At 39.6% G+C, this 21,963-nt stretch carries 22 protein-coding genes and 1 riboswitch; of the genes, 12 read left to right on the plus strand and 10 right to left on the minus strand.

Annotated elements, in window-relative coordinates; genetic code table 11:
- Positions 1-25: 25 nt before the first annotated feature.
- The 5 genes from ABMQ40_RS04460 to ABMQ40_RS04480 all read right to left on the minus strand — a co-directional run bounded on the left by ABMQ40_RS04460 (position 26) and on the right by ABMQ40_RS04480 (position 3,590).
- Positions 26-247, minus strand: coding sequence for a microviridin/marinostatin family tricyclic proteinase inhibitor (locus ABMQ40_RS04460; RefSeq protein WP_370896966.1), 222 nt, complete (start codon positions 245-247; stop codon positions 26-28).
- Between the two features lie 44 nt (positions 248-291).
- The gene (locus ABMQ40_RS04465) at positions 292-534 is read right to left on the minus strand and encodes a microviridin/marinostatin family tricyclic proteinase inhibitor (protein ID WP_370896968.1); all 243 of its coding nucleotides are present in this window, start codon (positions 532-534) and stop codon (positions 292-294) included.
- Positions 535-648: 114 nt separating this feature from the next.
- Complete coding sequence (locus ABMQ40_RS04470; RefSeq protein WP_370896970.1) at positions 649-1,428, minus strand: alpha/beta fold hydrolase; 780 nt, start codon at positions 1,426-1,428, stop codon at positions 649-651.
- A 79-nt stretch (positions 1,429-1,507) separates the two neighbouring features.
- Complete coding sequence (locus tag ABMQ40_RS04475; protein ID WP_370896972.1) at positions 1,508-2,227, minus strand: pyridoxine 5'-phosphate synthase; 720 nt, start codon at positions 2,225-2,227, stop codon at positions 1,508-1,510.
- Positions 2,228-2,327: 100 nt separating this feature from the next.
- On the minus strand, positions 2,328-3,590 hold the full coding sequence (locus ABMQ40_RS04480; protein WP_370896974.1) for a mechanosensitive ion channel family protein: 1,263 nt from the start codon (positions 3,588-3,590) through the stop codon (positions 2,328-2,330).
- A 245-nt stretch (positions 3,591-3,835) separates the two neighbouring features.
- Here ABMQ40_RS04480 and ABMQ40_RS04485 point away from each other — a divergent pair, with 245 nt between their 5' ends.
- The 3 genes from ABMQ40_RS04485 to ABMQ40_RS04495 all read left to right on the plus strand — a co-directional run bounded on the left by ABMQ40_RS04485 (position 3,836) and on the right by ABMQ40_RS04495 (position 6,078).
- The gene (locus ABMQ40_RS04485) at positions 3,836-5,005 is read left to right on the plus strand and encodes a lacto-N-biose phosphorylase central domain-containing protein (RefSeq protein ID WP_370896976.1); all 1,170 of its coding nucleotides are present in this window, start codon (positions 3,836-3,838) and stop codon (positions 5,003-5,005) included.
- A gap of 74 nt (positions 5,006-5,079) precedes the next feature.
- Positions 5,080-5,571, plus strand: a complete 492-nt coding sequence (locus ABMQ40_RS04490) for a DUF456 domain-containing protein (RefSeq protein WP_370896978.1) — start codon at positions 5,080-5,082, stop codon at positions 5,569-5,571.
- Between the two features lie 12 nt (positions 5,572-5,583).
- Positions 5,584-6,078: a hypothetical protein gene (locus ABMQ40_RS04495; RefSeq protein WP_370896980.1), complete on the plus strand. Its 495-nt coding sequence runs from the start codon at positions 5,584-5,586 to the stop codon at positions 6,076-6,078.
- On the opposite strand, the gene ABMQ40_RS04500 is transcribed toward ABMQ40_RS04495, so the two are convergent.
- Positions 6,065-6,706, minus strand: a complete 642-nt coding sequence (locus ABMQ40_RS04500) for a uracil-DNA glycosylase (RefSeq protein ID WP_370896982.1) — start codon at positions 6,704-6,706, stop codon at positions 6,065-6,067. The two genes, ABMQ40_RS04495 and ABMQ40_RS04500, sit on opposite strands and share 14 nt — an antisense overlap.
- Before the next feature lie 200 nt (positions 6,707-6,906).
- Here ABMQ40_RS04500 and ABMQ40_RS04505 point away from each other — a divergent pair, with 200 nt between their 5' ends.
- A complete protein-coding gene (locus ABMQ40_RS04505) occupies positions 6,907-9,054 on the plus strand; it encodes an endonuclease MutS2 (protein WP_370896984.1) in 2,148 nt (715 codons plus the stop codon).
- Between the two features lie 166 nt (positions 9,055-9,220).
- On the opposite strand, the gene ABMQ40_RS04510 is transcribed toward ABMQ40_RS04505, so the two are convergent.
- On the minus strand, positions 9,221-10,273 hold the full coding sequence (locus ABMQ40_RS04510; protein ID WP_370896986.1) for a GEVED domain-containing protein: 1,053 nt from the start codon (positions 10,271-10,273) through the stop codon (positions 9,221-9,223).
- A 406-nt stretch (positions 10,274-10,679) separates the two neighbouring features.
- Here ABMQ40_RS04510 and ABMQ40_RS04515 point away from each other — a divergent pair, with 406 nt between their 5' ends.
- The 3 genes from ABMQ40_RS04515 to ABMQ40_RS04525 all read left to right on the plus strand — a co-directional run bounded on the left by ABMQ40_RS04515 (position 10,680) and on the right by ABMQ40_RS04525 (position 12,876).
- Positions 10,680-11,342 (plus strand): ATP-binding cassette domain-containing protein, encoded by a 663-nt coding sequence (locus tag ABMQ40_RS04515; RefSeq protein ID WP_370896988.1) that lies wholly within the window; start codon positions 10,680-10,682, stop codon positions 11,340-11,342.
- Positions 11,343-11,371: 29 nt separating this feature from the next.
- A complete protein-coding gene (locus ABMQ40_RS04520) occupies positions 11,372-12,172 on the plus strand; it encodes a hypothetical protein (protein ID WP_370896990.1) in 801 nt (266 codons plus the stop codon).
- A gap of 30 nt (positions 12,173-12,202) precedes the next feature.
- Positions 12,203-12,382: riboswitch (cobalamin riboswitch) on the plus strand.
- A gap of 110 nt (positions 12,383-12,492) precedes the next feature.
- Positions 12,493-12,876: an acyl-CoA thioesterase gene (locus ABMQ40_RS04525; protein WP_370896992.1), complete on the plus strand. Its 384-nt coding sequence runs from the start codon at positions 12,493-12,495 to the stop codon at positions 12,874-12,876.
- Between the two features lie 31 nt (positions 12,877-12,907).
- On the opposite strand, the gene ABMQ40_RS04530 is transcribed toward ABMQ40_RS04525, so the two are convergent.
- Complete coding sequence (locus ABMQ40_RS04530) at positions 12,908-13,498, minus strand: HD domain-containing protein (protein ID WP_370896994.1); 591 nt, start codon at positions 13,496-13,498, stop codon at positions 12,908-12,910.
- A 265-nt stretch (positions 13,499-13,763) separates the two neighbouring features.
- Positions 13,764-14,075 carry a T6SS effector amidase Tae4 family protein gene (locus ABMQ40_RS04535; RefSeq protein ID WP_370896996.1) on the minus strand — a complete coding sequence of 104 codons (312 nt, stop codon included), beginning with the start codon at positions 14,073-14,075 and terminating at the stop codon, positions 13,764-13,766.
- A gap of 353 nt (positions 14,076-14,428) precedes the next feature.
- On the opposite strand from ABMQ40_RS04535, the gene ABMQ40_RS04540 reads away from it, so the two are divergent.
- From ABMQ40_RS04540 to ABMQ40_RS04560, 5 genes are all read left to right on the plus strand, one after another.
- Complete coding sequence (locus ABMQ40_RS04540) at positions 14,429-14,758, plus strand: PadR family transcriptional regulator (protein WP_029295092.1); 330 nt, start codon at positions 14,429-14,431, stop codon at positions 14,756-14,758.
- An 11-nt stretch (positions 14,759-14,769) separates the two neighbouring features.
- A complete protein-coding gene (locus ABMQ40_RS04545; RefSeq protein WP_370896999.1) occupies positions 14,770-16,491 on the plus strand; it encodes a PspC domain-containing protein in 1,722 nt (573 codons plus the stop codon).
- Positions 16,492-16,785: 294 nt separating this feature from the next.
- The gene (locus tag ABMQ40_RS04550; protein WP_370897001.1) at positions 16,786-17,373 is read left to right on the plus strand and encodes a 1-acyl-sn-glycerol-3-phosphate acyltransferase; all 588 of its coding nucleotides are present in this window, start codon (positions 16,786-16,788) and stop codon (positions 17,371-17,373) included.
- Positions 17,374-17,417: 44 nt separating this feature from the next.
- Complete coding sequence (locus tag ABMQ40_RS04555; RefSeq protein WP_370897003.1) at positions 17,418-17,846, plus strand: PaaI family thioesterase; 429 nt, start codon at positions 17,418-17,420, stop codon at positions 17,844-17,846.
- Between the two features lie 24 nt (positions 17,847-17,870).
- Entirely contained in the window at positions 17,871-18,836 is a 966-nt protein-coding gene (locus ABMQ40_RS04560; protein ID WP_370897005.1) for a chorismate-binding protein, read from the plus strand.
- Between the two features lie 218 nt (positions 18,837-19,054).
- Here ABMQ40_RS04560 and ABMQ40_RS04565 read toward each other — a convergent pair whose 3' ends face one another.
- The gene (locus ABMQ40_RS04565; RefSeq protein ID WP_370897007.1) at positions 19,055-21,877 is read right to left on the minus strand and encodes a zinc-dependent metalloprotease; all 2,823 of its coding nucleotides are present in this window, start codon (positions 21,875-21,877) and stop codon (positions 19,055-19,057) included.
- Positions 21,878-21,963: the final 86 nt, after the last annotated feature.

The following is a 21,963-nucleotide window of genomic DNA, read 5'->3' on the forward strand; positions in this document are numbered from 1 at the left end:
TTTCAGTCATATAACAGCTCATTTTCTATACTGTAGGAACATCATCGTCACCGTCTGAAGGATATTTCATTGTTTGAGCCATGTCATCCTTAGGAGACGTTACCGTATCCAGAGACGGCTTTGTAATAGTATCTCTTTCCGGGATCGTAATGATATCCGTACCTCCTTTTACCTTTTCAGGATCTTTAAGCTGTTTTTCCAAAAATGAAGCGAAAAATGGCTTTTTCTTTGAATTTCTGTTTTTCATAATGTTTTAATTTGGTTTTATTAATATACTGGTTAGTTTAGTTTTTATACTGTATCTCCTGCTTCGTCGCTGTCAGAAGGATATTTCAGGGTAACATGGTCATTCCCCGGTCTTGTCACATTATCCTGAAGGGCAGAAGTGATACTGTCTTTAAGCACAGAAGTAGCATTATCCTCAAGCGCTGATGTCAGTGAGCCTGTTGTTCCACCTTTGATTTTTTCAGGATCTTCTATCTGCTTCTCTAAAAAGGAAGCAAAGAATGGTTTTTTTAGTTTTTTATCTTCCATAATTAAAATTCTTTGATGATTTGATCATCTAAAGTACAAAAATTTCATTAAGAAGAGAAATTAATTGCTTTTTTAAGAAAATTTTAACTATTTAATAAAAAGCATAGAATACTATTAACCCAAATTCAAAAACTGCTTAACAACACTGTTAAATTCTGCCGGATTATCCGCCTGAACCCAATGTCCGGCATTTTTTATAATGACAATTCTGGCTTTAGGAAATTGCTGTTTGATGGAAAATTCATCCTGTGGCAGGATATAACTGGATTTTTCACCGGAAATAAACAAGGTTTCACCTTCAAACACCCCGAATCTTATCGCGTTGGAAACAAATTCATTGTATTTTTCAGATAAGGTCCTGAGATTGAATCTCCAGTTCAGTTTTTTGTTATCATCCCAATACAGGTTCTTGGTCAGGAACTGTATGGTAGATCTGTCGGGAATATATTCGTTCAGCACGGCTTCCACTTCATTTCTGGACGTTACTGCATTGAGATCCACACTTTCAAGGGCTTTAATAATTCCCTGATGATGTGGCGGATATGCTTTCGGGGAAATATCAACAACGATGAGTTTGTCTACTTTTTCAGGATATCTTATGGCAAATTGCATCACGGCTTTTCCACCCAGGGAATGCCCCAGTACATGAGCTTTCTCTATGCCGTAATGATCCATATAGCGGGCAATGTCATCTGCCAGATCATCGTGGGTCATGCTTTCGGAATGAAAGCTTCTTCCATGGTTTCTGAGGTCGATCAGATGAACGGTTAAGAACTCACCCAGGTCTTTGCCGAAGCTTCCCCAGTTGTCAAGCATTCCAAACAAGCCGTGGAAGACCAGAAGGGGTGTCGATGTCAGATTTTCGCCAAATATTTTTGAATTTAAAATTTCCATTTTTTTGTTAGAATTAGAGATTAGAAGTTGGAAGCCAGTTTTTAAATAGGTTCCGGCAAGCTTTCTGTTCCGGATATCCCTACCATCGGGCCAGTCTTTTCAGATAAGCCTGAACGGTATTTTCCATTCCCATATATAGTGCCTCGGATATCAGGGCGTGACCTATAGAAACTTCCAGCAGATTGGGGATGTTTTCTGCAAAATATTTCAGGTTTTCGAGGCTTAAATCATGGCCGGCATTCAATCCCAACCCTGATTCAACGGCTGCCACCGCCGTATCGTAATAAGGTTTTATAGCCTGTTCTTTATTCAGGATATAGTTTCTTGCATATGCTTCCGTATACAACTCTATTCTGTCTGTCCCGGTTTTTGCGGCATATTCTACCAGCTCCGGCTTTGGATCAAGAAAAATGGAGGTACGGATTCCTGCTTTTTTGAACTCAGCAATGATCTCCGTAAGAAAGTCCAGATGTTTTTTCGTATCCCAGCCTGCATTGGAAGTAATGGCATCATCTGCATCAGGTACCAGGGTCACCTGTTCCGGTTTAACTTCCAGTACCATATCAATGAATGGGCGGTGCGGGTTTCCCTCTATATTGAATTCGGTCGTAATCAGCGGTTTCAGATCATAAACGTCTTTTCTGGTGATATGTCTTTCGTCAGGTCTGGGATGAATGGTAATCCCCTGTGCTCCAAACTCCTGGATCTTTACTGCGGCCTCCGTTACACTTGGCATTTCGCCTCCCCTCGCATTTCTTAATGTTGCAATTTTATTAATGTTTACACTCAGTTTTGTCATTTTTTCAGATGTTATATACCAGATTTTAGATATGAGACTTACATGATTGTAATGTATCTAAAACAGATTTATTTAAAGTCAATTAAAATCCCGATCCATATTAAATTTTCACCTGCATTACTTCAAGGTCAAATTCTTTTGAGGCTACCAGCAGGTGATCAAAAATATCGGACTGTATCTCTTCAAAATCTATCCATTCCGTATCATTCGTAAAGGCATATATTTCCAATGGTAAGCCTTGCGGAGTGATATTCAATTGACGGACGATGATAGGTCCCTCTTTATCAAGCTGCGGGATTTTTTCTATATATTTCTGGGCATAATACCTGAAAACGCCAATATTGGTAAGCTGCCTTCCATTGATAATTTCTTCTTTATGCTCCATATTTTCCTTTTCTTTTTTCAATTCTATGGTGCTTTTTTCCAGATAGTCCGAGATCAGGTTAATGTTTTTCAAACGTTCGATATCTTCCTCGGTAAGAAATTTAAAAGAATTGATATTGAAGAATATAGATTTTTTAATTCTCCTTTTATTGGTTTCTGAAATCACCTGAAGATTCTTGATTTCCGTTGTCAGCAGGTCATATGTAGGAATCGTAGAATAGGTTTTATCAAAATTGTTGATCCTGGTGGTAAGGAGGTTTATTTCAGCGATATTTCCTTCCACGTTATACTTAGGGATGCTCACCCAATCACCTACCTTCAGGTTTTTGGATGTTGCCACATGGATCCCTGTCACAAACCCTAAAATTGTATCCCGGAAGACCAGGACCAATACTGCCGTAATCGCTCCCAGACTTCCAACAATAGTAGTTCCCCTGATTCCGAAAATAACACAGATCCCCACAACGGAGAAAATAAAAATCCCAAGAATCTTAACCGTTTCCGAGATGGCATTCAGGGCCATGATCTTATAAAAGTCCTGCTTGATAACGAAATAATTCCTGAATGCTGTCAGACCTCTGTAAAGCATCCCCGCCAGGATAAGAACAAAACCCAGATTAACAGATCTGATGATAAATGTTGTGGTCTTAGGTAAAGAACCCACCGGAAATATAAAAGTATGGATCCCCGCTACTACTGACAAAGCAATAAAGTGTGCTACAGAGTTGGTAATTTTAGACCTGTACACCGATTTTAAGATCGGGTATTTATTCTCATTGCGGAAAAAACGAAAAATAAAATTGATAACAGGTTTACAGATAAAATCAACGGCAAGAAAAAGAGCGGTAAGCAGTGCCAGTTTTACAATGATATGAAAAACCCAGTCCAGTCCAGTAGGTGAAATCCGGCTGATATAAAGATAAAGCTGTTCACTCAGCTCCTGTATAAAATTTTTAGTTTCTTGTAACTGGTCGTTCATTACAGCAAATTTAGGAAATTTCAAAATGATTTACAGCAATTTTCAATTCTGATTATATTCTGTTCTTAAATATCACCAAAACGCTCCATTATTGTTTTCAGGAGCGACCTTCAGCTTTAATAAGCAATAACACATTCATTAAAAAAAAACATTATCATTAAATTATATTAATTTTTAAAGCATATTTTATCATTATATAATAATTATTTATTAAATTTGATGAAAACAATCAAAACTACACACCCATGAAACATCTCAACTTATTCCTGATGTCTGTCATCACCTTGTTGTTTTTTGGCTGCAACGGCAGCAATGACATCATTGAATCCGGCACACCTCAAGTCATTGAGATGGGTAAGGTCTCCGGAAAAGTGGTATCCAAAAATGGTGCAAAACAAATTGGAGGCGCATTGGTTTTTACATTTGACCAGGACAACAAAATGTATTACGCTTATTCTGACGCTAATGGCGAGTTTATCCTGGAAGCTCCGGAAGGCCCCCGTACCCTTCATATTCAAACGGGTAATGGATCCAATTTCAGAACCGAGATCAATGTGAATATCAAGAAAAATGAGGTAACTGCACTGGATAATGCACTAACAAAGCTTAACCAGGTCGCTAACATGGCTTATGTACAGGGTACTTATGATGATATCCAGAGTATTGTTACGGGGTTAGGATATACGGTAACCCCTATTACCTATGACGACTTAAAGGTGATGAGCACCATCGCGCAATATGATGTCATCTTTTTAAATTGCGGCTCTAAACCGTCAAGCAACTCAGGTGGAGATCAGGCTGTTTACAGTAATCTTTCCGCTTTTGTCAGTAACGGGGGAAGTTTATACGCTTCAGATTGGGCTGTCGCTTATTTAACCGGTGGAACCTACAATTCCAATGCATGCGGACTGCCTGGCGGATTTATTCCGGACACAAAACTCTGTTCCATCAATAACGGTTCTTCAGGAATAATAAATAATGCTACGGTCCCTGACCTCAACCTGGCCAACGCTATAGGCTTCAACACTTTAAACATCCAATATGATCTTGGCACATGGCAAAAGATCAACAATTACGATGCTACCTTCTGGGATGTAATGGTGAAAAAAGACAATGAAGCCCTGATGATAAAAACTGACAAATACAATGATCCATCCACACCGCAAACCCCGGTAGGAAACAGTGCTGCCAGCGGATGGGTAACGATCTGCCACCACCCTGCCGGAAGCACTCCTATCACCATTACCATTAACCAGAATGCCTGGCCGGCCCATCAGGCTCATGGAGATACAATGGGGCCATGCAGCAGTGGCAGCAATAACGGAAATATTTATTATACCACATTCCACAACCACGCCACAGGAAACATAGGAAATTCAGAGCTGATATTGCAATATATAATCCTTAATCTTTAATCTTCATATTACAAATGATGAAGGGGCTTTTAATAAGCCTCTTTTTTTATATATTGCATCAGAATTTCATAATAATGGATACAACACTTATCAATATTTTCTGTCTTATTTTACTGTTTCTGGGAATCCTGGGAACTTTTCTCCCTATATTACCTGGATTACTCCTGAGCTTATGTGGCCTGCTCATCTATAAATTCGGGACTGATGCCGATCTTCCGATGATTTATATCTGGGCTTTCGGGATCCTTACGGCTATTTCTGCCGTCCTGAACTATGTAATCCCTGCCAGAACCAATAAGAAATACGGAGGGACCCAATGGGGAAGCATCGGCTCCATTATCGGAACCATTGTCGGAATGTTTCTCCCGATCCCGTTAGGATTTTTGATCGGAATGTTTGCCGGAGTGTTCATCGGTGAACTGCTTCACGACAGTAAGGACATGAACAAAGCCCTGAGATCAACAAAAGGCGCCTTTATCGGATTCCTTTACGGTACCGGATTTAATTTTGTTGTAGGTGTGGCAATGTTTTTGGTAGTAGTTTTGGATATGCTTGATATTATTTAAAAAAAGATTATTATGTTATATAAAACCATCATCTGCGGTTTGGGATTATTGTCACTCATGAACTGTAATGCCCAGAAAGAAAAAAACATTTCAAAAGCTTCTGTTGAACAAACCGGGGCAACCATGGTTACTCCCAAAGAGGGAGAGATCATTTACTTTAATGAAGGGGAAAACAGATTTCTGAAAGATTATGAAATGAATGTTACCTTCAAAGGAATTTCTGAAGACAGCCGCTGTCCGAAAGATGTAAACTGCATATGGGCCGGGGTAGCCGTAGCCCAGGTTGAGGTAATGGGCACTGCAACGAGGCCGATGGTGTTAAATCTGGCCACCATGGACAATGCCGGGAAAAATTACCATCAGTCTGCAGATTTTAACGGATATACCATTTCATTGGAAGAGCTTACTCCTTTTCCCACCTCAGAGGCAGGAACACAAACCCTGAAAGGGAAATATAAAATAGGCATTGTCATCCGCAAGTCAGAACAAAATCCTACCACGAAATAGGTTCTTTGCCTTTGGAAACCAGATATTCATTGATTTTGGAAAAAGGTCTGCTTCCAAAAAATCCTCTGTGAACAGAAAACGGTGACGGATGTGCCGATTTCAGTATATAATGTTTGGCCGGATCTATCAGTTCGGCTTTTTTTTGTGCGAATGCCCCCCAAAGTACAAAAACCACATTCTCCTTCCTGTCTGAGATCTCTTTGATGATAAAGTCCGTGAATTTTTCCCAGCCAAGATCCTTATGAGAATTGGGTGAATGGGCACGAACGGTTAAGGTAGCATTCAACAATAAGACCCCCTGTTTCCCCCAGTCATCCAGTTCTTTTGATGTTCTTACCACTCCCAGGTCATCTTTCAGCTCAATGAAAATATTTTTAAGGGAAGGCGGGGCAGCTACTTTTTCGGATACAGAAAAGCATAAGCCATTGGCCTGGTAATCATTATGATAAGGGTCCTGGCCCAGAATCACTACCTTGATATCATCAAAAGGTGTGATCTCCAGAGCTCTGAAAATCTGGTTTTTAGGCGGAAAGACTTTGGTTGTAGAATATTCCTGCTTTACCTTCTCCCAAAGATTTTTGAAATAATCAGTATTTTTTATCGGGGCTAAAACTTCTGTCCAGGTCATTGCAAAATTGATGATTTGTTGATGTGTTATTAATATTTTTAAGTTTCATCCGGGAACTTAAACTGAAACAAAAATATTCTTAATTTATATCATTACCAAATCATCAAAACGATCCATGAATCAAAATTACCTGAAAACAATCCCTTCAATTATCGGATCACTGTATTATCCGTATCATAATTTCTCACTAAATTTGCATTGTGTATATTAATAAAGAAGATTTAAACGAATTAGAGTTTCCGCAATTGCTCGCGGAAATATCTCCCTTTGCGTATTCTCCGAAAACAAGGGAAAAAATTCTTCAACTTCGTCCGATGGAAATTGACGAAGCAGAGCTTTCTTTGAAAAAAACGTCTGAATATTTAACGAGTTTTGAGAGCTCAAATGCGATTCCGTTTGATGAATATGAAGATATTGAAAGTGAGCTGAAATTAATGCTGATCGAAAACTTCCGCCTGGAAAACAGTGCTTTCATCAAAATCAAAACCATTACGGAACAAATAGGAAAACTACAAAAGTTCTTCCCAACCATGCCCGAAACTTTTCCAACCCTGGCAGAAGAGGTTTCTGTACTGGAATTTAGAAAAGAGATTATTGACAAGGTAGATAAAGTTTTCAACCGTTTTGGTGAAGTAAAAAGTGAGGCTTCTCCTATTCTGAAAGGGTTAAGAACTGAGATTCAGCATGCCAGGAAAGCGATCCAGGAAAATTTCAACAGGGCTCTGGCCACCTACGGGCAAAGCGAGTTTCTGGATGACATCCGTGAAAGCATTATTGAAGACCAGAGGGTTTTAGCCGTAAAATCAGGATTCAAGAAAAGAGTGCCCGGAAGGGTTTTAGGTATATCCAAAACCGGTTCCATTACTTACATCCAGCCGGATAGTGTAGTGAAACACTATTTTAAGCTCCGGGAAAATGAAGAGGAAGAAAAAAAGGAAATCGATAAGATCCTGAGAAAGCTGACCGCAGAGCTGGCAGAATTTCAACCCCAGCTTACAGAATATCAGTCCTATATTTTTGATCTTGACCTGACCAGGGCCAAGGCTAAATTCGCTGAGCTGATCCACGGGGTTTTACCGAAAATCAACCGTCATAAGACCTTAAGGTTAAGAGATGCCTACCATCCGCTGCTTTGGCTGAGAAACAAAGCTGAAAACAAAAATATTTTCCCACAAACCCTGACCTTAACGGAACATAACAGAATCATCTGTATTTCCGGTCCGAATGCAGGAGGAAAATCAATCACGCTAAAAACGGTTGGCTTGCTTCAGCTGATGATCCAGAGCGGGATTTTGGTTCCGGTACATCCCAAATCGGAAATGTTTTTCTTTGAGAAAATCATGACGGATATCGGGGATAACCAATCTATAGAGAATCATCTTTCCACCTATTCTTCCAGGCTGAAGAAAATGTCGGGGATCATCCGTGAAGCTGACGGAAACACGCTTTTACTGATCGATGAGTTCGGAACGGGATCTGATCCGGAACTGGGCGGAGCTTTGGCAGAAAGCTTTCTCGAATATTTCTACGACAAAAAGAGCTTTGCCATTATCACTACTCATTATACCAACATCAAATTAGTTGTTGAACAGCTTCCCAATGCTGAAAATGCCGCGATGCTGTTTAATGAGGAAACACTGGAACCCATGTATAAGCTGGAAGTAGGACAGGCCGGAAGCTCATTTACGTTCGAAGTGGCCGAAAAGAATAAGATTCCAAGATTCATCATCCATTCTGCCAAGAAAAAAGTGGAACATGACATTGTAAACCTTGATAAAACGATAGTTAAGCTTCAGCAGGAAAAGTTTGAGGTTGAAAAGCTGAAATCTGATCTGGCCGAGAGAAAGGAATCCGTGGAAGATAAGCGCGACAATCTCCAAAAACTCAACGATCAGCTTCAGCAGAAATTGTATAATTTCCAGAAGCTGTATGAAGAAGAACATCGCAGACTGCAGTTCGGAAGCAAGATCGAAGCTTTTATTGACAGCTATACCAAAGGTAAATCCAGAAAAGACATAGTAAAGGATTTTGTAAAGCTCCTGGAACAGGAAAAATTCAGGAAACTCGGTACTGACAAGGATGAGAGTAAACGACTCCAGATCGTAAAAAGAAAGATTACCCAGCAATTGAAAAGAGAGGAAGTGAAGGAAAAGATCGCAGAGACCAATGAAAAGCTGGAAGAGAAACGCAAAAGCGACCGCGCGCTCTGGATGAAAGTAGGACAACGGGTGCGGATCACGGGAAGCACAAGCGTGGGAACGATCGAAAAAATCTCCAAGAACAAGGTTATTGTCAACTACGGTACCTTCAAGACCACGATTGATGCGGATGAATTGGAAAGGATTTAAAAAGACAGTTTAATTATGATCAAGAGGGCCGGAAAGGCTCTCTTTTTCGTTCATGCTTCAAAATTTCAGATATCATACAGTATCAGGACAATATAAAGCCGATAAATCACTGTGAAGCTTTAGTTATGCCATTAAAAAAGAGCACCCTTACTGAGCACTCTTCTGATTATCTTTTGATAAACTTGAGGCGCGGGCTGTTTTCTTTGCCCCTGACCTGGAGAAAGTAAACGCCTTCAACAAGATCATGGACGTCCACTTTCCTGTCTGAAATCTTTCCTTCCCTTATTTTTTGCCCGAGTGTATTATAAATTTCAAACTCATTTCCCGAGGTCCCTGAGATATGGATAATATCAGAGACAGGATTCGGATAGATGTGGATATCCTTATTTTTTCCCGTTTCATCTACAGCCAGGCTACGTTCGGTGAAAATAACATTATAATCTTCCACCTCACCACTGGCAACAACGGTGCAGGCATCGGTAGTAAGAGCCTCGCTCATCATAACCCTCATTGTAACGCCACATGCGGGGCCTGAAGCAGAAGCAGGAACAGAAAAGGTATGTACTATTCCGCTGGCGAACATGCTCAGACCGGTGCCAATAATCCTTTCCGATGGCTCAAAATCTCCATTTCCGTTGAAATCTATCCATACGCTTATTGCAGTAGGGGTTTGTCCGGAAGCCCATCCCTTGCTGACAAAAACTGAATTTAATGATGAATCAGAAGCCAGGTAAATCTGACGTGTCGGATCTTCCCGATAGTCCGTATAAGTTGAAGCCCCGGAATTGCTTATCATTTGTGGCAGCCCTCCTGCAGGGGTAACGCTCACAGTGACGATCTGCATGATGGATGGATCTACCGACCCTGCCAGACAGTAGTTCAATCTCGTCTTAAAGGTTACCGTATTTGATACATCAGCGGGATTTGTCGCATCTCTTACCCTGGCTTCATATACAGTGCAGGGTATCAGGCCGCTAATGTCATAAAAAGTATTTACCGTTTGAAAAGGCCCTACCCAGACACCGTTCGAAACTCTGAACTCCACCAGATACTGACCTCCGGGAATCGGGCTCCAGGTGAGCTTTGCCGATGAAAGGGTGATTTCCGTTGCCATAACGTTTGTCGGAACCGTAAACCCAGCCGCTGCCCCGGAGTTTTTACCCTGGCACAGAATGATTCCGGCAAACAGTATAAAGAAATAAAATAGTTTTTTTATCATTTTCTATACTGATTTTAAATTTTTATCTAAAATTAATAAAAAACCAATAATTATTATTATAATTTAGCAATAAAATATTATATTTTAAAATTTGTTAGTCAAAAATTACAATTTCTTCTTAGATTTGATCTATGATCAAAAGCTTTAAGATTCTCGGAATATTTTATCTGAAACTGCTAATCCCTGCTGTTGTATCTTCTTTATTGCTTGTTTTTCAGACGGGATTCAATATCCGTAATTTCGGATTGTGTTTCCTTATAATTTTCCCGGCTATTCACTATTTCATTTATGAGCTGAGGTTAAAAAATGAATATTTCTTTTACGCGGGCTTCGGATTCTCGAGAAGCTTTCTATGGATACTGACCCTATCCATAAGTTTAATCGTCAATTTTGTCACAAGATGTATATGAATAAATTGCATGTAGACAGTGTCACGAAATCCTATGGATCAAAGCACATTCTACAGGATATTTATTTGGGTTGTGAAACCGGGAAAATCGTGGGCCTCCTCGGAAGAAACGGGGCCGGAAAATCCACTTTATTACAGATCATTTTCGGGACTATTAAAGGTAAAACCCAATTTATAAGGTTTAATGATATTATTCTTAAAAACCAGTTTGACAGGCGGAACAGAATCGCTTATCTGCCTCAGCACCCGTTTTTGCCTAAAAATATGAACGTTAAAACCTTAATAGATCTGTTTTGCGGCAAGGAGGAAGCGGATGAGCTTTTGAAGGTGAGTTTGATCCGTCCATTTTTAGATCATACCGTTGGAAAGCTTTCCGGCGGGGAGCAGAGAATGGTGGAAACCTTATTAATCATCTATTCCGAATCCGCTTTTATTTTATTGGACGAGCCTTTTCACAGCCTTTCTCCTAAAATTGCCGGTGAACTTAAAATATTGATCCGGGAAAGATCAAAACAAAAGGGATTCATCATTTCAGACCATAGCTACCGGGATGTTCTTGACCTCTCTGATGACGTGTGTCTGCTTTCTGATACTCATCTAAAGCGGATAAAAGATTTTAAGGAATTGGAAATGTATAATTATCTCCCGAAAACTTTTTAATTTATATATTTGGACTATCAAAAATTTTCATGATGATTTCCGTAAACAAGGCATTATATGTATCCATTTTCAGTTTTTTCTCCCTGGCTTTTGTGAAAGGGCAGAATAAGGTCCCTTTTGGAGTTGTGAAAGCTGAGGAAGGCTATGCAATGGTACGTGTTCCTAAAGATAATTACAGAAAGATCGTAGATAAGATCCGCATGCGGAGAGGAGATGTTTTTGTCTATGTAAAGCCGGCACCCGGCGAAACAGAATGGATCTGGATCAAATACCCGGAGAAAGGTGGTGTGGAAAAGCCTTTCGTACGGTATGAGACCCTGGATAAGGAAGGTATGGTAAATAAAGACCGTATCGCCTTCATTGATCAGTTACCGCAATTCACGCCATCTCGGTCTAAAAACGGGCGGTCCCTTATCTTTACCGATAACAGCAACCCGAAGATACCCACGGCCCAAAGAAGCAAAGTTATCATTGACATTTATCCGTCCAACGCCAGCTATCGTAAACAGGAGAAGGACAGTATCGGCAATATCCTTACCATAGATAAGGTAAAACCCTGGGGAATCAGCAATACGATTCCTGAAGGAATGACGGAAATCAAATCAATCAGGGTTCAGCAGCCCGGCCGAGGCTCCGTGTTTGTAAGGGAAGCGATTAAAAATATGTTTCAGCCGACCATGGATTTTGACAACATTGGTGTAACCTCCATAGATAATGACCATATTTTTCTTTATATGATCAACGGATCGGGTGAAAACAGGTATACAACACTCTGGACCATTAAAGAAGGAAGGGTTGCCAGCCAGATTATCTATAAAAACCCGGAATAAATTATTATTTTTGCACTGAAAAGCCTAATGCTTATTCATCCGGAAACGGGTTCTTCTTAACGGGGATTAAAAGGGAATCGTGTGAAAATCACGAGCTGTCGCGCAACTGTAAGTAACCGAAGTCTTTATTAAAGACCCACTGTGCAGCATGCATGGGAAGGGAATAAAGATGTTACAAGCCAGGAGACCTGCCTTTTTCTTATAAACAAAAAACTTTCGCGATTTGAAGTTTATTGATCTGATGAATTGTTTCAGGAGCCTTATATTCCTGTTATTATTCTGTTTTCAATATTGTTCATCTCGCCTTATAATAATGAAATATGACAACAGAAGAAAGAATTGAAGCATCCGAGACGAGAATTTTCAAAGCGGTATTCCCGAATACTACCAATCATTACGACACTCTCTTCGGAGGTACAGCCATGCAGCTGATGGATGAAGTAGCCTTCATCGCCGCTACGCGATTTGCAAGAAAAAGAGTGGTAACCGTAAGCAGTGACAGGATCGATTTCAAGATACCTATTCCTGCAGGAACGATTGTTGAACTGATCGGAAGGGTTTCACATGTAGGTACTACAAGTATGAAAGTGAACGTTGAGATCTATACCGAACAGATGTATTCTTATGAAAGGGAAAGAGCCATCGTAGGGGATTTTACTTTTGTGGCAATTGATGAATCCAAAAAGCCGGTATCGATACTGTAAGGTTTTTGGGCGGCCTGCGGCCGCCCAAAACCTATCTCAATACTTTTTCGGTTGCCAGATTCCTGTCCAGCAGCAATTCGAAAGCCTCTCCCATCTCGTCCGAAGCTCGGGTAATGGCATGTTCCAGCATATTTCGGATCTGCTTTTCCGTAACATGAGCTTCCGTCCAGCTTTTTCCTGATGTATGGGAATTCAGGATAAACGGCATGATTCTGTCTATGGCACAGGCAAAAACAGCATCGGGGGTCTTCTCTTCTTCAAATTCAAGCCACAGGTCAAAAAATTCTGATCTTAGGGGCTCATCCAGAATACCGAAAATATTTTGAGCCGACCGCTTTTCTCGTTCAAATTTCCCAACCATAGCCTTTTCATCAAACAGAAAGGTATCTCCGGCTTCAATTTCCACCAGATCATGAATCGAGAGCATCCGAATCACTCTCAATAAATCAATCTCCGCCCTGTTTTTAGCGTATGGATAAAGAATCTGGGCTAAAATAATAATCTGCCATGAATGCTCGGCGGTATTTTCCCTCCGGGAGTCATCTGCATTATAGTTTCTCCTTTGTACATTTTTTAAAGCATCAACGGCTACAATAAAGTCAATTTCTTTCTGGATCTTCATTCTGCAAAAATACATTATAATCGGCAAAACTGAATGTCCAAAATTCTGGTAACAAGATATAATAAAAGCATCCTGTTAAGAATACTTTTAATTTATTTATTATCATATAAATCTGAGGAGAGACCGCTAAACTCTTTTTCATCAATCCACGAATCAAGGCAAAAGTGCTGAGTCTTTTATAGTACCTGTAGAAATACTGATTTTATTATTCTTTTTCAATGAAATACCCTGCAAAGTCTTTCCACAAATTGTTCTAGCATTATCTTTATCCATTATAGTATCCCCAATTACTATAATTGATGCTTGTACTCCAAGCCATCCATCTTAATAAAAACAATGTCTTTATGTTTGAAACTTTATGATTCATTTTAGGATATTTTTTTCTTGAAAGTTTGACAGCATTTCCAAAAATTTCCGGATGCATATCCATCCATTTTGTTAATTCTCCTGCTCTTAGAAAATGTTTAAAACTATCTTCATGCTTTTCCCAGCATTTGACACCGTGAAAAGAAAGCAAATCTAACCTGTACTTATTGAAAGCTTCACTCATTCTTATAGCACATTGATTTGGGAACAATCAGACATTAAAGAATGAGAGCCTTTTCCAGGGTGGTTTTCCACAGTTCTTCAATCTTACCATGAATAGAAAACTTTATAACCATAATGTAATAATTTTCCTATTTATATCCAGTTAATAAAAAGAAAAAATAATAAAAAACCCCTTGATTTTCTTAAAATTTAAGATTCGTTCATTTAGGTATGAAAAATAATTTAACTGAAAACCAATCACTTACAATAATGTTTATTATTTTTTCACTACTTTGTATTGCATAATACCATTTTAATTATATATCTTTGTAATGTAAAATTAGAATAGGTTCAACTAGCTAGGAACCGATTCTACATATCACTAATTAAAAACTTATTAAGATGAATACTGAAAATACCAAAGCGCAAATGCGAAAAGGAATTCTGGAATTCTGTATTTTAAGTCTCATCAACCATCGTGAAATGTATGTTTCCGACCTTATAGATGAACTAAAAAAAGGAAAGCTGGATGTTGTAGAAGGAACCCTCTACCCTCTTTTAACAAGATTAAAAAATGGTGAGTTTCTTTCATACAGGTGGGAAGAATCCACTGGAGGCCCGCCAAGAAAATACTATCAGATCACTGAAAAAGGTAAGCTGTTTTTAGATGAACTTCAAAATACCTGGAATGAATTAACAGATTCAGTAAACCAAATCACTCAAAAAAATTAAAAAACAAAGCTATGAACAAGACACTCTCAATAGGACTCGCAGGTTTTTCTTTTACCATAGAAGAACACGCATATATAAAGCTAGGCGATTACCTTAATGCTCTGAGAAGCTCGCTGGATGCTTCGGAAGCCGATGAGGTAATGCACGACATAGAAATCAGAATGGTTGAAATTTTCAGGGATTCACTGGGTAAGCGTGAAGTAATCAATGATACGGATGTAGAAAGGGTAATTGCCCAGATAGGAACTCCTGAAAAAATCGAAGAGCAGGAAGAGGCTTACTATTCTGAAAAAAATACAAAAAAAGCATATTCCTCCGGTACTCCATATACAGATAAAAAACAATTGTTCCGGGATCCTGAAAGACAAAAAATAGCAGGAGTTTGCGCAGGTTTAGCCCATTATCTGGGAATGGATATTACTGCCATGAGAGCCATCTGGCTGGGAATCTTCCTTCTTGGGACTTTTACCGCCGCCATTTCTTCCACTCTGGTTTTCTTACTGTATATTATCCTTTGGGTCGTATTGCCAAAAGCAGAAACTGCAGCAGATTTCCTGAAAATGAAGGGAAAGCCTATGAACTTCGACAATCTTAAGAATGAGTCCAACAAGCTGGTTCAGTTTGCCAACGAATCTACTCAGAGGGTCGGAGAAATGTATCATGAAACCAAACCTTACATCAGTAATGCCGGAAGCGGGATCTGGAATGTTTTCAAATACATCATCGGAGGTATCTTTGTTTTCATGGCGCTGGGCAGCATTATCGGAGTATTCGCGGTATTCGGGCTTTTCGGAATGGATTCCGATTTTCCGGGGGCCAATGAGATAAGATTTTATTTTGATGACAACGGAATGGATAAGATTCTGACCGCGATTATCATCATCGGATCTTTAATTCCTGCGATCATCTTCAGTTTGCTGAGCATTAAAATATTCTCACCGAAAACGAAATTAAGGAACATCGGTTGGGTTTTGGGAGCCTTATTCCTTATATTGATCGGTCTGGGCACTTATTTCGGGGTTCATATGGCCAAAAGGGATCTGATCTACAGAGGCAGCAAGGAAGACACAGAAAATATCGCCATCAATACCACTTCAGACAGTATCTATGTAGATGTGAAGCAGGTAAACATCCCGCAAAACTTCATTGCTTATGATGATGATATCTATTCAGATAAAAAGTCTGTGTATAAGGAAGACTATATCTATGTGCAGGTTACAAGAAAACCGGATGTAAAAACCCCTTATCTGATCATTAAAAAGGAAGGAAACGGATATAATGTGCCGGTTGATGTAAGTGTTCCTGTAGATGTGGTAGGAAACAAGGTCATACTTCCAAACTATATCAGGTATCCTTATCAGCACAGATTCAGAGATTACAGGGTTGATTATGAGCTTGTAGTACCTCAAAAAGCCGTTGTAATTCCTGTAAAAAAAGACAGAATTGATTTTGACGGTGACTTAAACGGTGACGGTATAAATGATGATGACCAGGATAAGGATGAAGACGGCAACATCAGAATTGAAAAGAATAAAATCACCGTCAATGGCTCTACTATCGAATACAGCTCTGATGACAAAGACAGCATCATCATCAACGGGAAAAAGGTTCCGGCCTCCCAGGCAAATAAAGTGATTGACTCTATGAAATCCGAAATTAAAAAAGTAAAAGGCGGAGATGTAGACATCAGAGTGAATGACGGAAAAAATGAAATTTCCATACAGACTAAATAATTAACTGCAGAGAGTGGCAAGAAGGTGTGAATGGATAGCAACCGTTTGAAATTCACACCCTTCTTCTCTCAAAAAAAGTAAATTTTAATATCTCTGTTTCACTAAATTATCTTATCTTCGTAAAAAATTAATAACCAAATCAAAAGCAGAACAAAATGGTACAAGTTGCACTAGAAATTGTAATGAAAATCGTAGATTTGATCAGCGGTTTATTTTAAGAGCGATAATATTTCAATATATTTGTAGAGTATAACCAAAGTTTGGTTATACTTTTTTGTTTAATACGGAAGATTTATGAAAAAACTCATTGGCAAGCTGATGTTAAAAATCTTAGGCTGGAAGATCGTTATGCAGGGTGATGTAAACCAGCTGAACAGATGTATCCTCGTTGTTGCCCCGCATACCCACAACATGGAATATATCCTGGGAAATTTTGCCTATTGGGCGCTGGAAAAGCCGTTAAAAGTAATCATTAAGGATGCGCATACCAAAGCCTGGTACGGAGGTATTGTAAAAGGTTTAGGAGGAATTGGTATTGACAGGAGCCAGAAAAATGATCTGGTAAACTTTGTTGCCAGGGAATTCGGGAAAGACAGCTTCAGTTTGGTGATCACTCCGGAAGGTACAAGGAGCTGGGTACCGAAATGGAGAAAGGGCTTTTATCATATGGCGCTGGCTGCCAAGGTTCCGATTGTTTTGGCTGCCGGTGATTTCAAAAGAAAAATCATTTACCTGGGCTACACCATTCCTTATGAAAGGATCGCTACCGTTCCTTTTTCTGAAATAATGCAGGAGATCCAGGATTATTATATCAAAAATGATATCGTACCAAAGGTTCCTGCCAACTGGAACCCGAATATCACGGGAAATAATGAATATTAGTCTGAAACCGAAAGGCAGTCCATATTATAACTCATATTATCAAAATGACGGGAACAAAAGAAGAAATACTACAGTTTTTAAACAGCTGGGGAGGTGATGTCACTCTGGCTAAAACTTTAGAAATAAAATTTACTGATATCGACCTGGAAAATGAAACGCTTACTGCCACAATGCCTGTGCAGCCGAAAGTACACCAGCCTTTCGGCATCTTACATGGCGGAGCCAGCTGCGTTCTGGCCGAAACCATGGGCTCAAGCCTTTCCAATTTTTTTATTGACGGAAATAAGTATTACGGAGTAGGCACTAATATCAATTCAAATCATCTGAGAAGCAAAAAGGACGGAATAGTTACCGGATTCGCCCGGTTTATCAGGAAAGGGAAAACCATGCACGTTTCCGAAATCGAGATCCGTGATGAGAAAGGCCAGCTCATCAACCACACCACCATGACGAATAATATTCTCAACAGATAACTTTCTGTAAAAAATCTGTTTGCAATGATCTATTTCAAACTCCCGTTCAGCGAAAGGATATATACCGTAAATGAAAGCTCAGATAAAAATTCTGTCATATTCCATTCATTCGACGGCTCCGAGCAAATAACTTTCAATGGGGATATTACAGCGATCAGTGAAGAAGAATTCAGAGTAGCAAATTGTAAAACCACGGAATTACCGGAAGATAAAAGCGGCTTTATTGCAGAAACAAAAGACGAATACCTGCATAAGCTGGAAGAGGTCATTGAATTCATCAAAGCAAACAGACTTCCCAAACTCGTGCTGTCCCGCAAAAAAATTTTAAGAGATTTCGGCACGATCGACCTGAATGAAAGCTTTATAAATTTATGCAAGACCTACCCTAATGCGTTCAGGTATTTATTTACGAAAGGTGAAAGTTCCTGGATGGGAGCTTTTTCGGAGGTATTGGGAAAATTTAATAAAGCTACCGGTCAATTTGAGACAATGAGCCTTGCGGGAACACTCCCTGTTTCCGAAAACTGGACAGAAAAGGAAATTGAAGAGCAAAAACCTGTGACAACATATATTCAGGATATCCTTAAAAACTATTCGGACGATGTAGAGGCCTCACAAATCTATGATCATATTTCGGGGAATATCAAGCATCTCCGTACAGATTTTAAAGCCCGCATACGCCCGGAAGATCTGGATAAGATCATCCATGAATTACATCCTACCCCTGCTGTCTGTGGCATCCCGAAAGATCTCTGCAAGGAAAGTATCCGGAGGTTTGAAAAATTCCCCCGTGAATTGTATGCCGGGTATATAAGAATTGAAACAGAGGAAGCCATACTGTATTTCGTTAATCTTCGCTGTGCAAAATTATACCGCGACTCCGTACATATATTTGCAGGAGGAGGGATTACCGGGCTAAGCAATCCTGAAAAAGAGTGGACAGAAACTGAACTGAAATCTGAGGCTATTCTAAAGAATCTGGTTTCTTAGAATTAATACTTCTTCCCCATCAATTCCATCATTCGGAGTACACAAGATCTTAATTAAAGATTATTAGATTCGCTATTAGTTAAAACAAATCAACAGATAGCCTGTTGTATTCTTCTTATAACAGGAAAAAGCAAAGTCAGTGATTTTTTAGAATCACTGACCTTTTACTTCAAAATATAATATTGACAGAAAGATCCTCTGCCAAATTGCAGAAATACTTATCTGATGATAACTTTTTTAGCAATTTTCCTGGTACCTGTATTAAATACCATCAGATAGTTTCCTTTAGCAAAGCTTGTAAGATCAATCTGAGTATCATTGGTGATATTAGCCTGGCTGTAAACCAATCTTCCCGAAATATCAAAGATCTGAACTTCCGTAGAGATGTTTTTCTTCATAAGAACGTTAAACTTCCCGTTAGAAGGATTAGGATATACCTGGAATTCGTCTTTCGCCAGTGCAACATCTTTTGTCGCCAGATTTGAAGTCGCCTGTCTGGTACAAAGTTCTATTGCGGCAGCATTTACGGTCCCTGAGCTGTTGTTTGCCGTTACACTGTTTAAAACGTCTGATGTATGTAAAGCCTGAATCAGCCAATTTCCGTTAGGATTTTGCCCGTAATATTTGCTTAAATCCAATCTTACAGGTTCGATATGCGGATTAGCGCCAAGGTTATTACAGTTCATGATAGCAGATTCCCCTTCCTGATCAAAAGTTGCTTTCAGAATGTTCGTATTCGAGCAGTTACCAACCCAGAATAATTGCTTTTGCTGATCGCCGGGCCCCTTAAGCTGTAACGCGGTTTCTTTGATATCTGTATATGAAAGGTCCATTACAATATTAATGTCTTCAATTAATGTTGTGGCAGGAACATTAATGTTGATATTAGCGGGCGTACCTGGAGCGAATGCGAAAGTTCCGGTGGCCGGATATTGCGTACAATTCATGGTTACCTTGTAGTCTATTGCAAAAGCCGGACTTGCCGCATAATAAATATTTCCTACTGACTCTACGATAATATATGCTTTTTCTGAAGGCGTAGACGGAATAGTAATGGTTTCTTCCCCATCATTCGGGGTATTGGAAACAAGGGTATTGAAAGTATTTCCGCCGTCCGTTGATATCAGAATATTTACATTCTGGGTATTGATAGGAGCAGCATCTGTTCCCGCCACATCCCATTTAAGGAGATGAGAAGATCCTGACGGATAATCCTGATTTAATGAAATAGAAGTGATCCTGAACGGGCCCGTACTTCCATCTACATTCACCATTGCTTCATCAGTTGCGGTTTGTCCGCCTTCCGGAGCATTATCTCTTACCAAGCTTATGAATTTCATATTGCGGGCAACATCCGAGCTCATATTCCACGTACTGTACAGACTTCCGTTAAGGACTTCATCAAGAGGTGGAAAATATCTTACCGGGCTTGAAACAGGCGGATATACTCTAAAATTTGGAGCTTTAGTGGACATTCGGTCAGGATATGTGAATTTCATTTTAGAAATGATTTGGTTGATAACATTTTGTAAATTGACTAAATCTAAAACGTCAAAATCAAAAGTGGGATTCGGTTCCGCAAGATCAGCTTCTTCCCAAGAGAAAGTTAAATTATTGTTATCAGGATCATTTCCGGTTGCAGTCAATTTAAATGCTGTTCCTTTAGGAATCGTATAATCTTGTCCTGCATTTACTGTAGGAGGATTATTCGAAATATCGACGGTAGTAGCACAGCTCGTCGTTTTGATATAATTATTGATCTGGCTGATGCTATAGTGCAGAAACTGATCACTGTGCTTATCCGCTACATCATGAGTTCCCGTTACACCCGCATACCCCATGATCGTTGTGCCACTTCCGGGCTCTCTGTTGGCCCCGGTTTCAGATGAAACCACTTGAGTATTTACAGGGATTCCAAATACCATTGTTCTTATCGTAATATTTTCAGGCTTCGAAAATGTATGGTTAGCCCCATATTGATGTCCCATTTCGTGTGCAATAACCATGGCATAGATAAACCCCTGAGGCCCTGCCCCATTTACCGGTCCTGCATAGGCGCTTCCTTTTTTCTGGTCTACTTGTCCATCCACTATACCTTGACTATCCTGACATACGGAGGCTATCTTTCCGGCAAGTCCTCCGCTGGTTTGGTTGGTAAAGATAATACCGATATCATAATTAGCTTCGCCAATAGTATTGGTAAGAGTGGTCTGAACCTGAGCACTAAGGACATCAGCGGAAGTATAAGGATCGGTAGCCTTATCCAGGAATATGATCTGATCATTGTTGGCGATCAGGTTCATATGAATGGAAAGGTCCCTTTCATATACCGGGTTAATATAGCTCATCAGATCATTAATTGCAGCCAGGGAATTAGCGACAGTCCCTCCATGATATTCACTGAACTCCCCATCTACAGAAACGGCAAGACGGAAGGTTCTGAATTTTCTGTCATTGGTGTTATCTGTAGGGAAAGTGGTATTTTTACTAGCTGTTTCTTTATCTTCGGTATAGCAGCCCGGGCCAGTTGTTTTTGGCAGCAGATCAGGTACAGCAGGACTTACCAGATAAACAGATGCGTCTTTTGTAGCAGGCTCTATTACTACCGGCTTTTTAGCATTGGCAAAGATAATCAGTTTTACTCCGTTCTGCGAAAGCCCGAAGCTTATGGTATTTCCAGGGTTATTTACTGATATTCCTCTATAGGATTTTATATCCGGAAATTTTTCTGCCAGTTCAGGAGCCATATTAGAGGTTTCATATACCGTATACTTTTCAAACGTTCCGTCCAGTCCTGGGATATCAATAATCACCGAAGACCGGGTGGCCATGCCTGTTTTAGATTTTGGTGCGGCTTGTAATGCTGACTTCAGCTGGCTGATATCCAGGGTATAAACATTGGAATAGTCCGCCCCTATATTCTTTTTGGATTCTATCAGGTTCCTTTCACTTATCCTTGTTTTTTTCCAGAAGTTTTGTCCGTGTAAACTCTGGATTCCTAGAGCTGCTAACCCTAGCAATAAATAAATCTTTTTTTTCATAAGCATTTAAGTTTTTGTTATGTAATATTTTATAATAATTAGCTAAAAATATAAATTAATCTCATAATTATGAAATATATTTTTTT

This window comes from Chryseobacterium gossypii, from assembly GCF_041361455.1.
In the GTDB taxonomy this organism is placed as follows: domain Bacteria; phylum Bacteroidota; class Bacteroidia; order Flavobacteriales; family Weeksellaceae; genus Chryseobacterium; species Chryseobacterium gossypii.

What these genes read in the sequence shown, in the direction of transcription:
- ABMQ40_RS04475 (WP_370896972.1), bottom strand. Translation starts at nt 2,227, where the DNA reads ATGACAAAACTGAGTGTAAACATTAATAAAATTGCAACATTAAGAAAT.
- ABMQ40_RS04555 (WP_370897003.1), top strand. Translation starts at nt 17,418, where the DNA reads ATGACGGGAACAAAAGAAGAAATACTACAGTTTTTAAACAGCTGGGGA.
- ABMQ40_RS04460 (WP_370896966.1), bottom strand. Translation starts at nt 247, where the DNA reads ATGAAAAACAGAAATTCAAAGAAAAAGCCATTTTTCGCTTCATTTTTG.
- ABMQ40_RS04540 (WP_029295092.1), top strand. Translation starts at nt 14,429, where the DNA reads ATGAATACTGAAAATACCAAAGCGCAAATGCGAAAAGGAATTCTGGAA.
- ABMQ40_RS04565 (WP_370897007.1), bottom strand. Translation starts at nt 21,877, where the DNA reads ATGAAAAAAAAGATTTATTTATTGCTAGGGTTAGCAGCTCTAGGAATC.
- ABMQ40_RS04525 (WP_370896992.1), top strand. Translation starts at nt 12,493, where the DNA reads ATGACAACAGAAGAAAGAATTGAAGCATCCGAGACGAGAATTTTCAAA.
- ABMQ40_RS04530 (WP_370896994.1), bottom strand. Translation starts at nt 13,498, where the DNA reads ATGAAGATCCAGAAAGAAATTGACTTTATTGTAGCCGTTGATGCTTTA.
- ABMQ40_RS04550 (WP_370897001.1), top strand. Translation starts at nt 16,786, where the DNA reads ATGAAAAAACTCATTGGCAAGCTGATGTTAAAAATCTTAGGCTGGAAG.
- ABMQ40_RS04485 (WP_370896976.1), top strand. Translation starts at nt 3,836, where the DNA reads ATGAAACATCTCAACTTATTCCTGATGTCTGTCATCACCTTGTTGTTT.
- ABMQ40_RS04510 (WP_370896986.1), bottom strand. Translation starts at nt 10,273, where the DNA reads ATGATAAAAAAACTATTTTATTTCTTTATACTGTTTGCCGGAATCATT.
- ABMQ40_RS04480 (WP_370896974.1), bottom strand. Translation starts at nt 3,590, where the DNA reads ATGAACGACCAGTTACAAGAAACTAAAAATTTTATACAGGAGCTGAGT.
- ABMQ40_RS04545 (WP_370896999.1), top strand. Translation starts at nt 14,770, where the DNA reads ATGAACAAGACACTCTCAATAGGACTCGCAGGTTTTTCTTTTACCATA.
- ABMQ40_RS04560 (WP_370897005.1), top strand. Translation starts at nt 17,871, where the DNA reads ATGATCTATTTCAAACTCCCGTTCAGCGAAAGGATATATACCGTAAAT.
- ABMQ40_RS04470 (WP_370896970.1), bottom strand. Translation starts at nt 1,428, where the DNA reads ATGGAAATTTTAAATTCAAAAATATTTGGCGAAAATCTGACATCGACA.
- ABMQ40_RS04495 (WP_370896980.1), top strand. Translation starts at nt 5,584, where the DNA reads ATGTTATATAAAACCATCATCTGCGGTTTGGGATTATTGTCACTCATG.
- ABMQ40_RS04465 (WP_370896968.1), bottom strand. Translation starts at nt 534, where the DNA reads ATGGAAGATAAAAAACTAAAAAAACCATTCTTTGCTTCCTTTTTAGAG.
- ABMQ40_RS04490 (WP_370896978.1), top strand. Translation starts at nt 5,080, where the DNA reads ATGGATACAACACTTATCAATATTTTCTGTCTTATTTTACTGTTTCTG.
- ABMQ40_RS04515 (WP_370896988.1), top strand. Translation starts at nt 10,680, where the DNA reads ATGAATAAATTGCATGTAGACAGTGTCACGAAATCCTATGGATCAAAG.
- ABMQ40_RS04520 (WP_370896990.1), top strand. Translation starts at nt 11,372, where the DNA reads ATGATGATTTCCGTAAACAAGGCATTATATGTATCCATTTTCAGTTTT.
- ABMQ40_RS04500 (WP_370896982.1), bottom strand. Translation starts at nt 6,706, where the DNA reads ATGACCTGGACAGAAGTTTTAGCCCCGATAAAAAATACTGATTATTTC.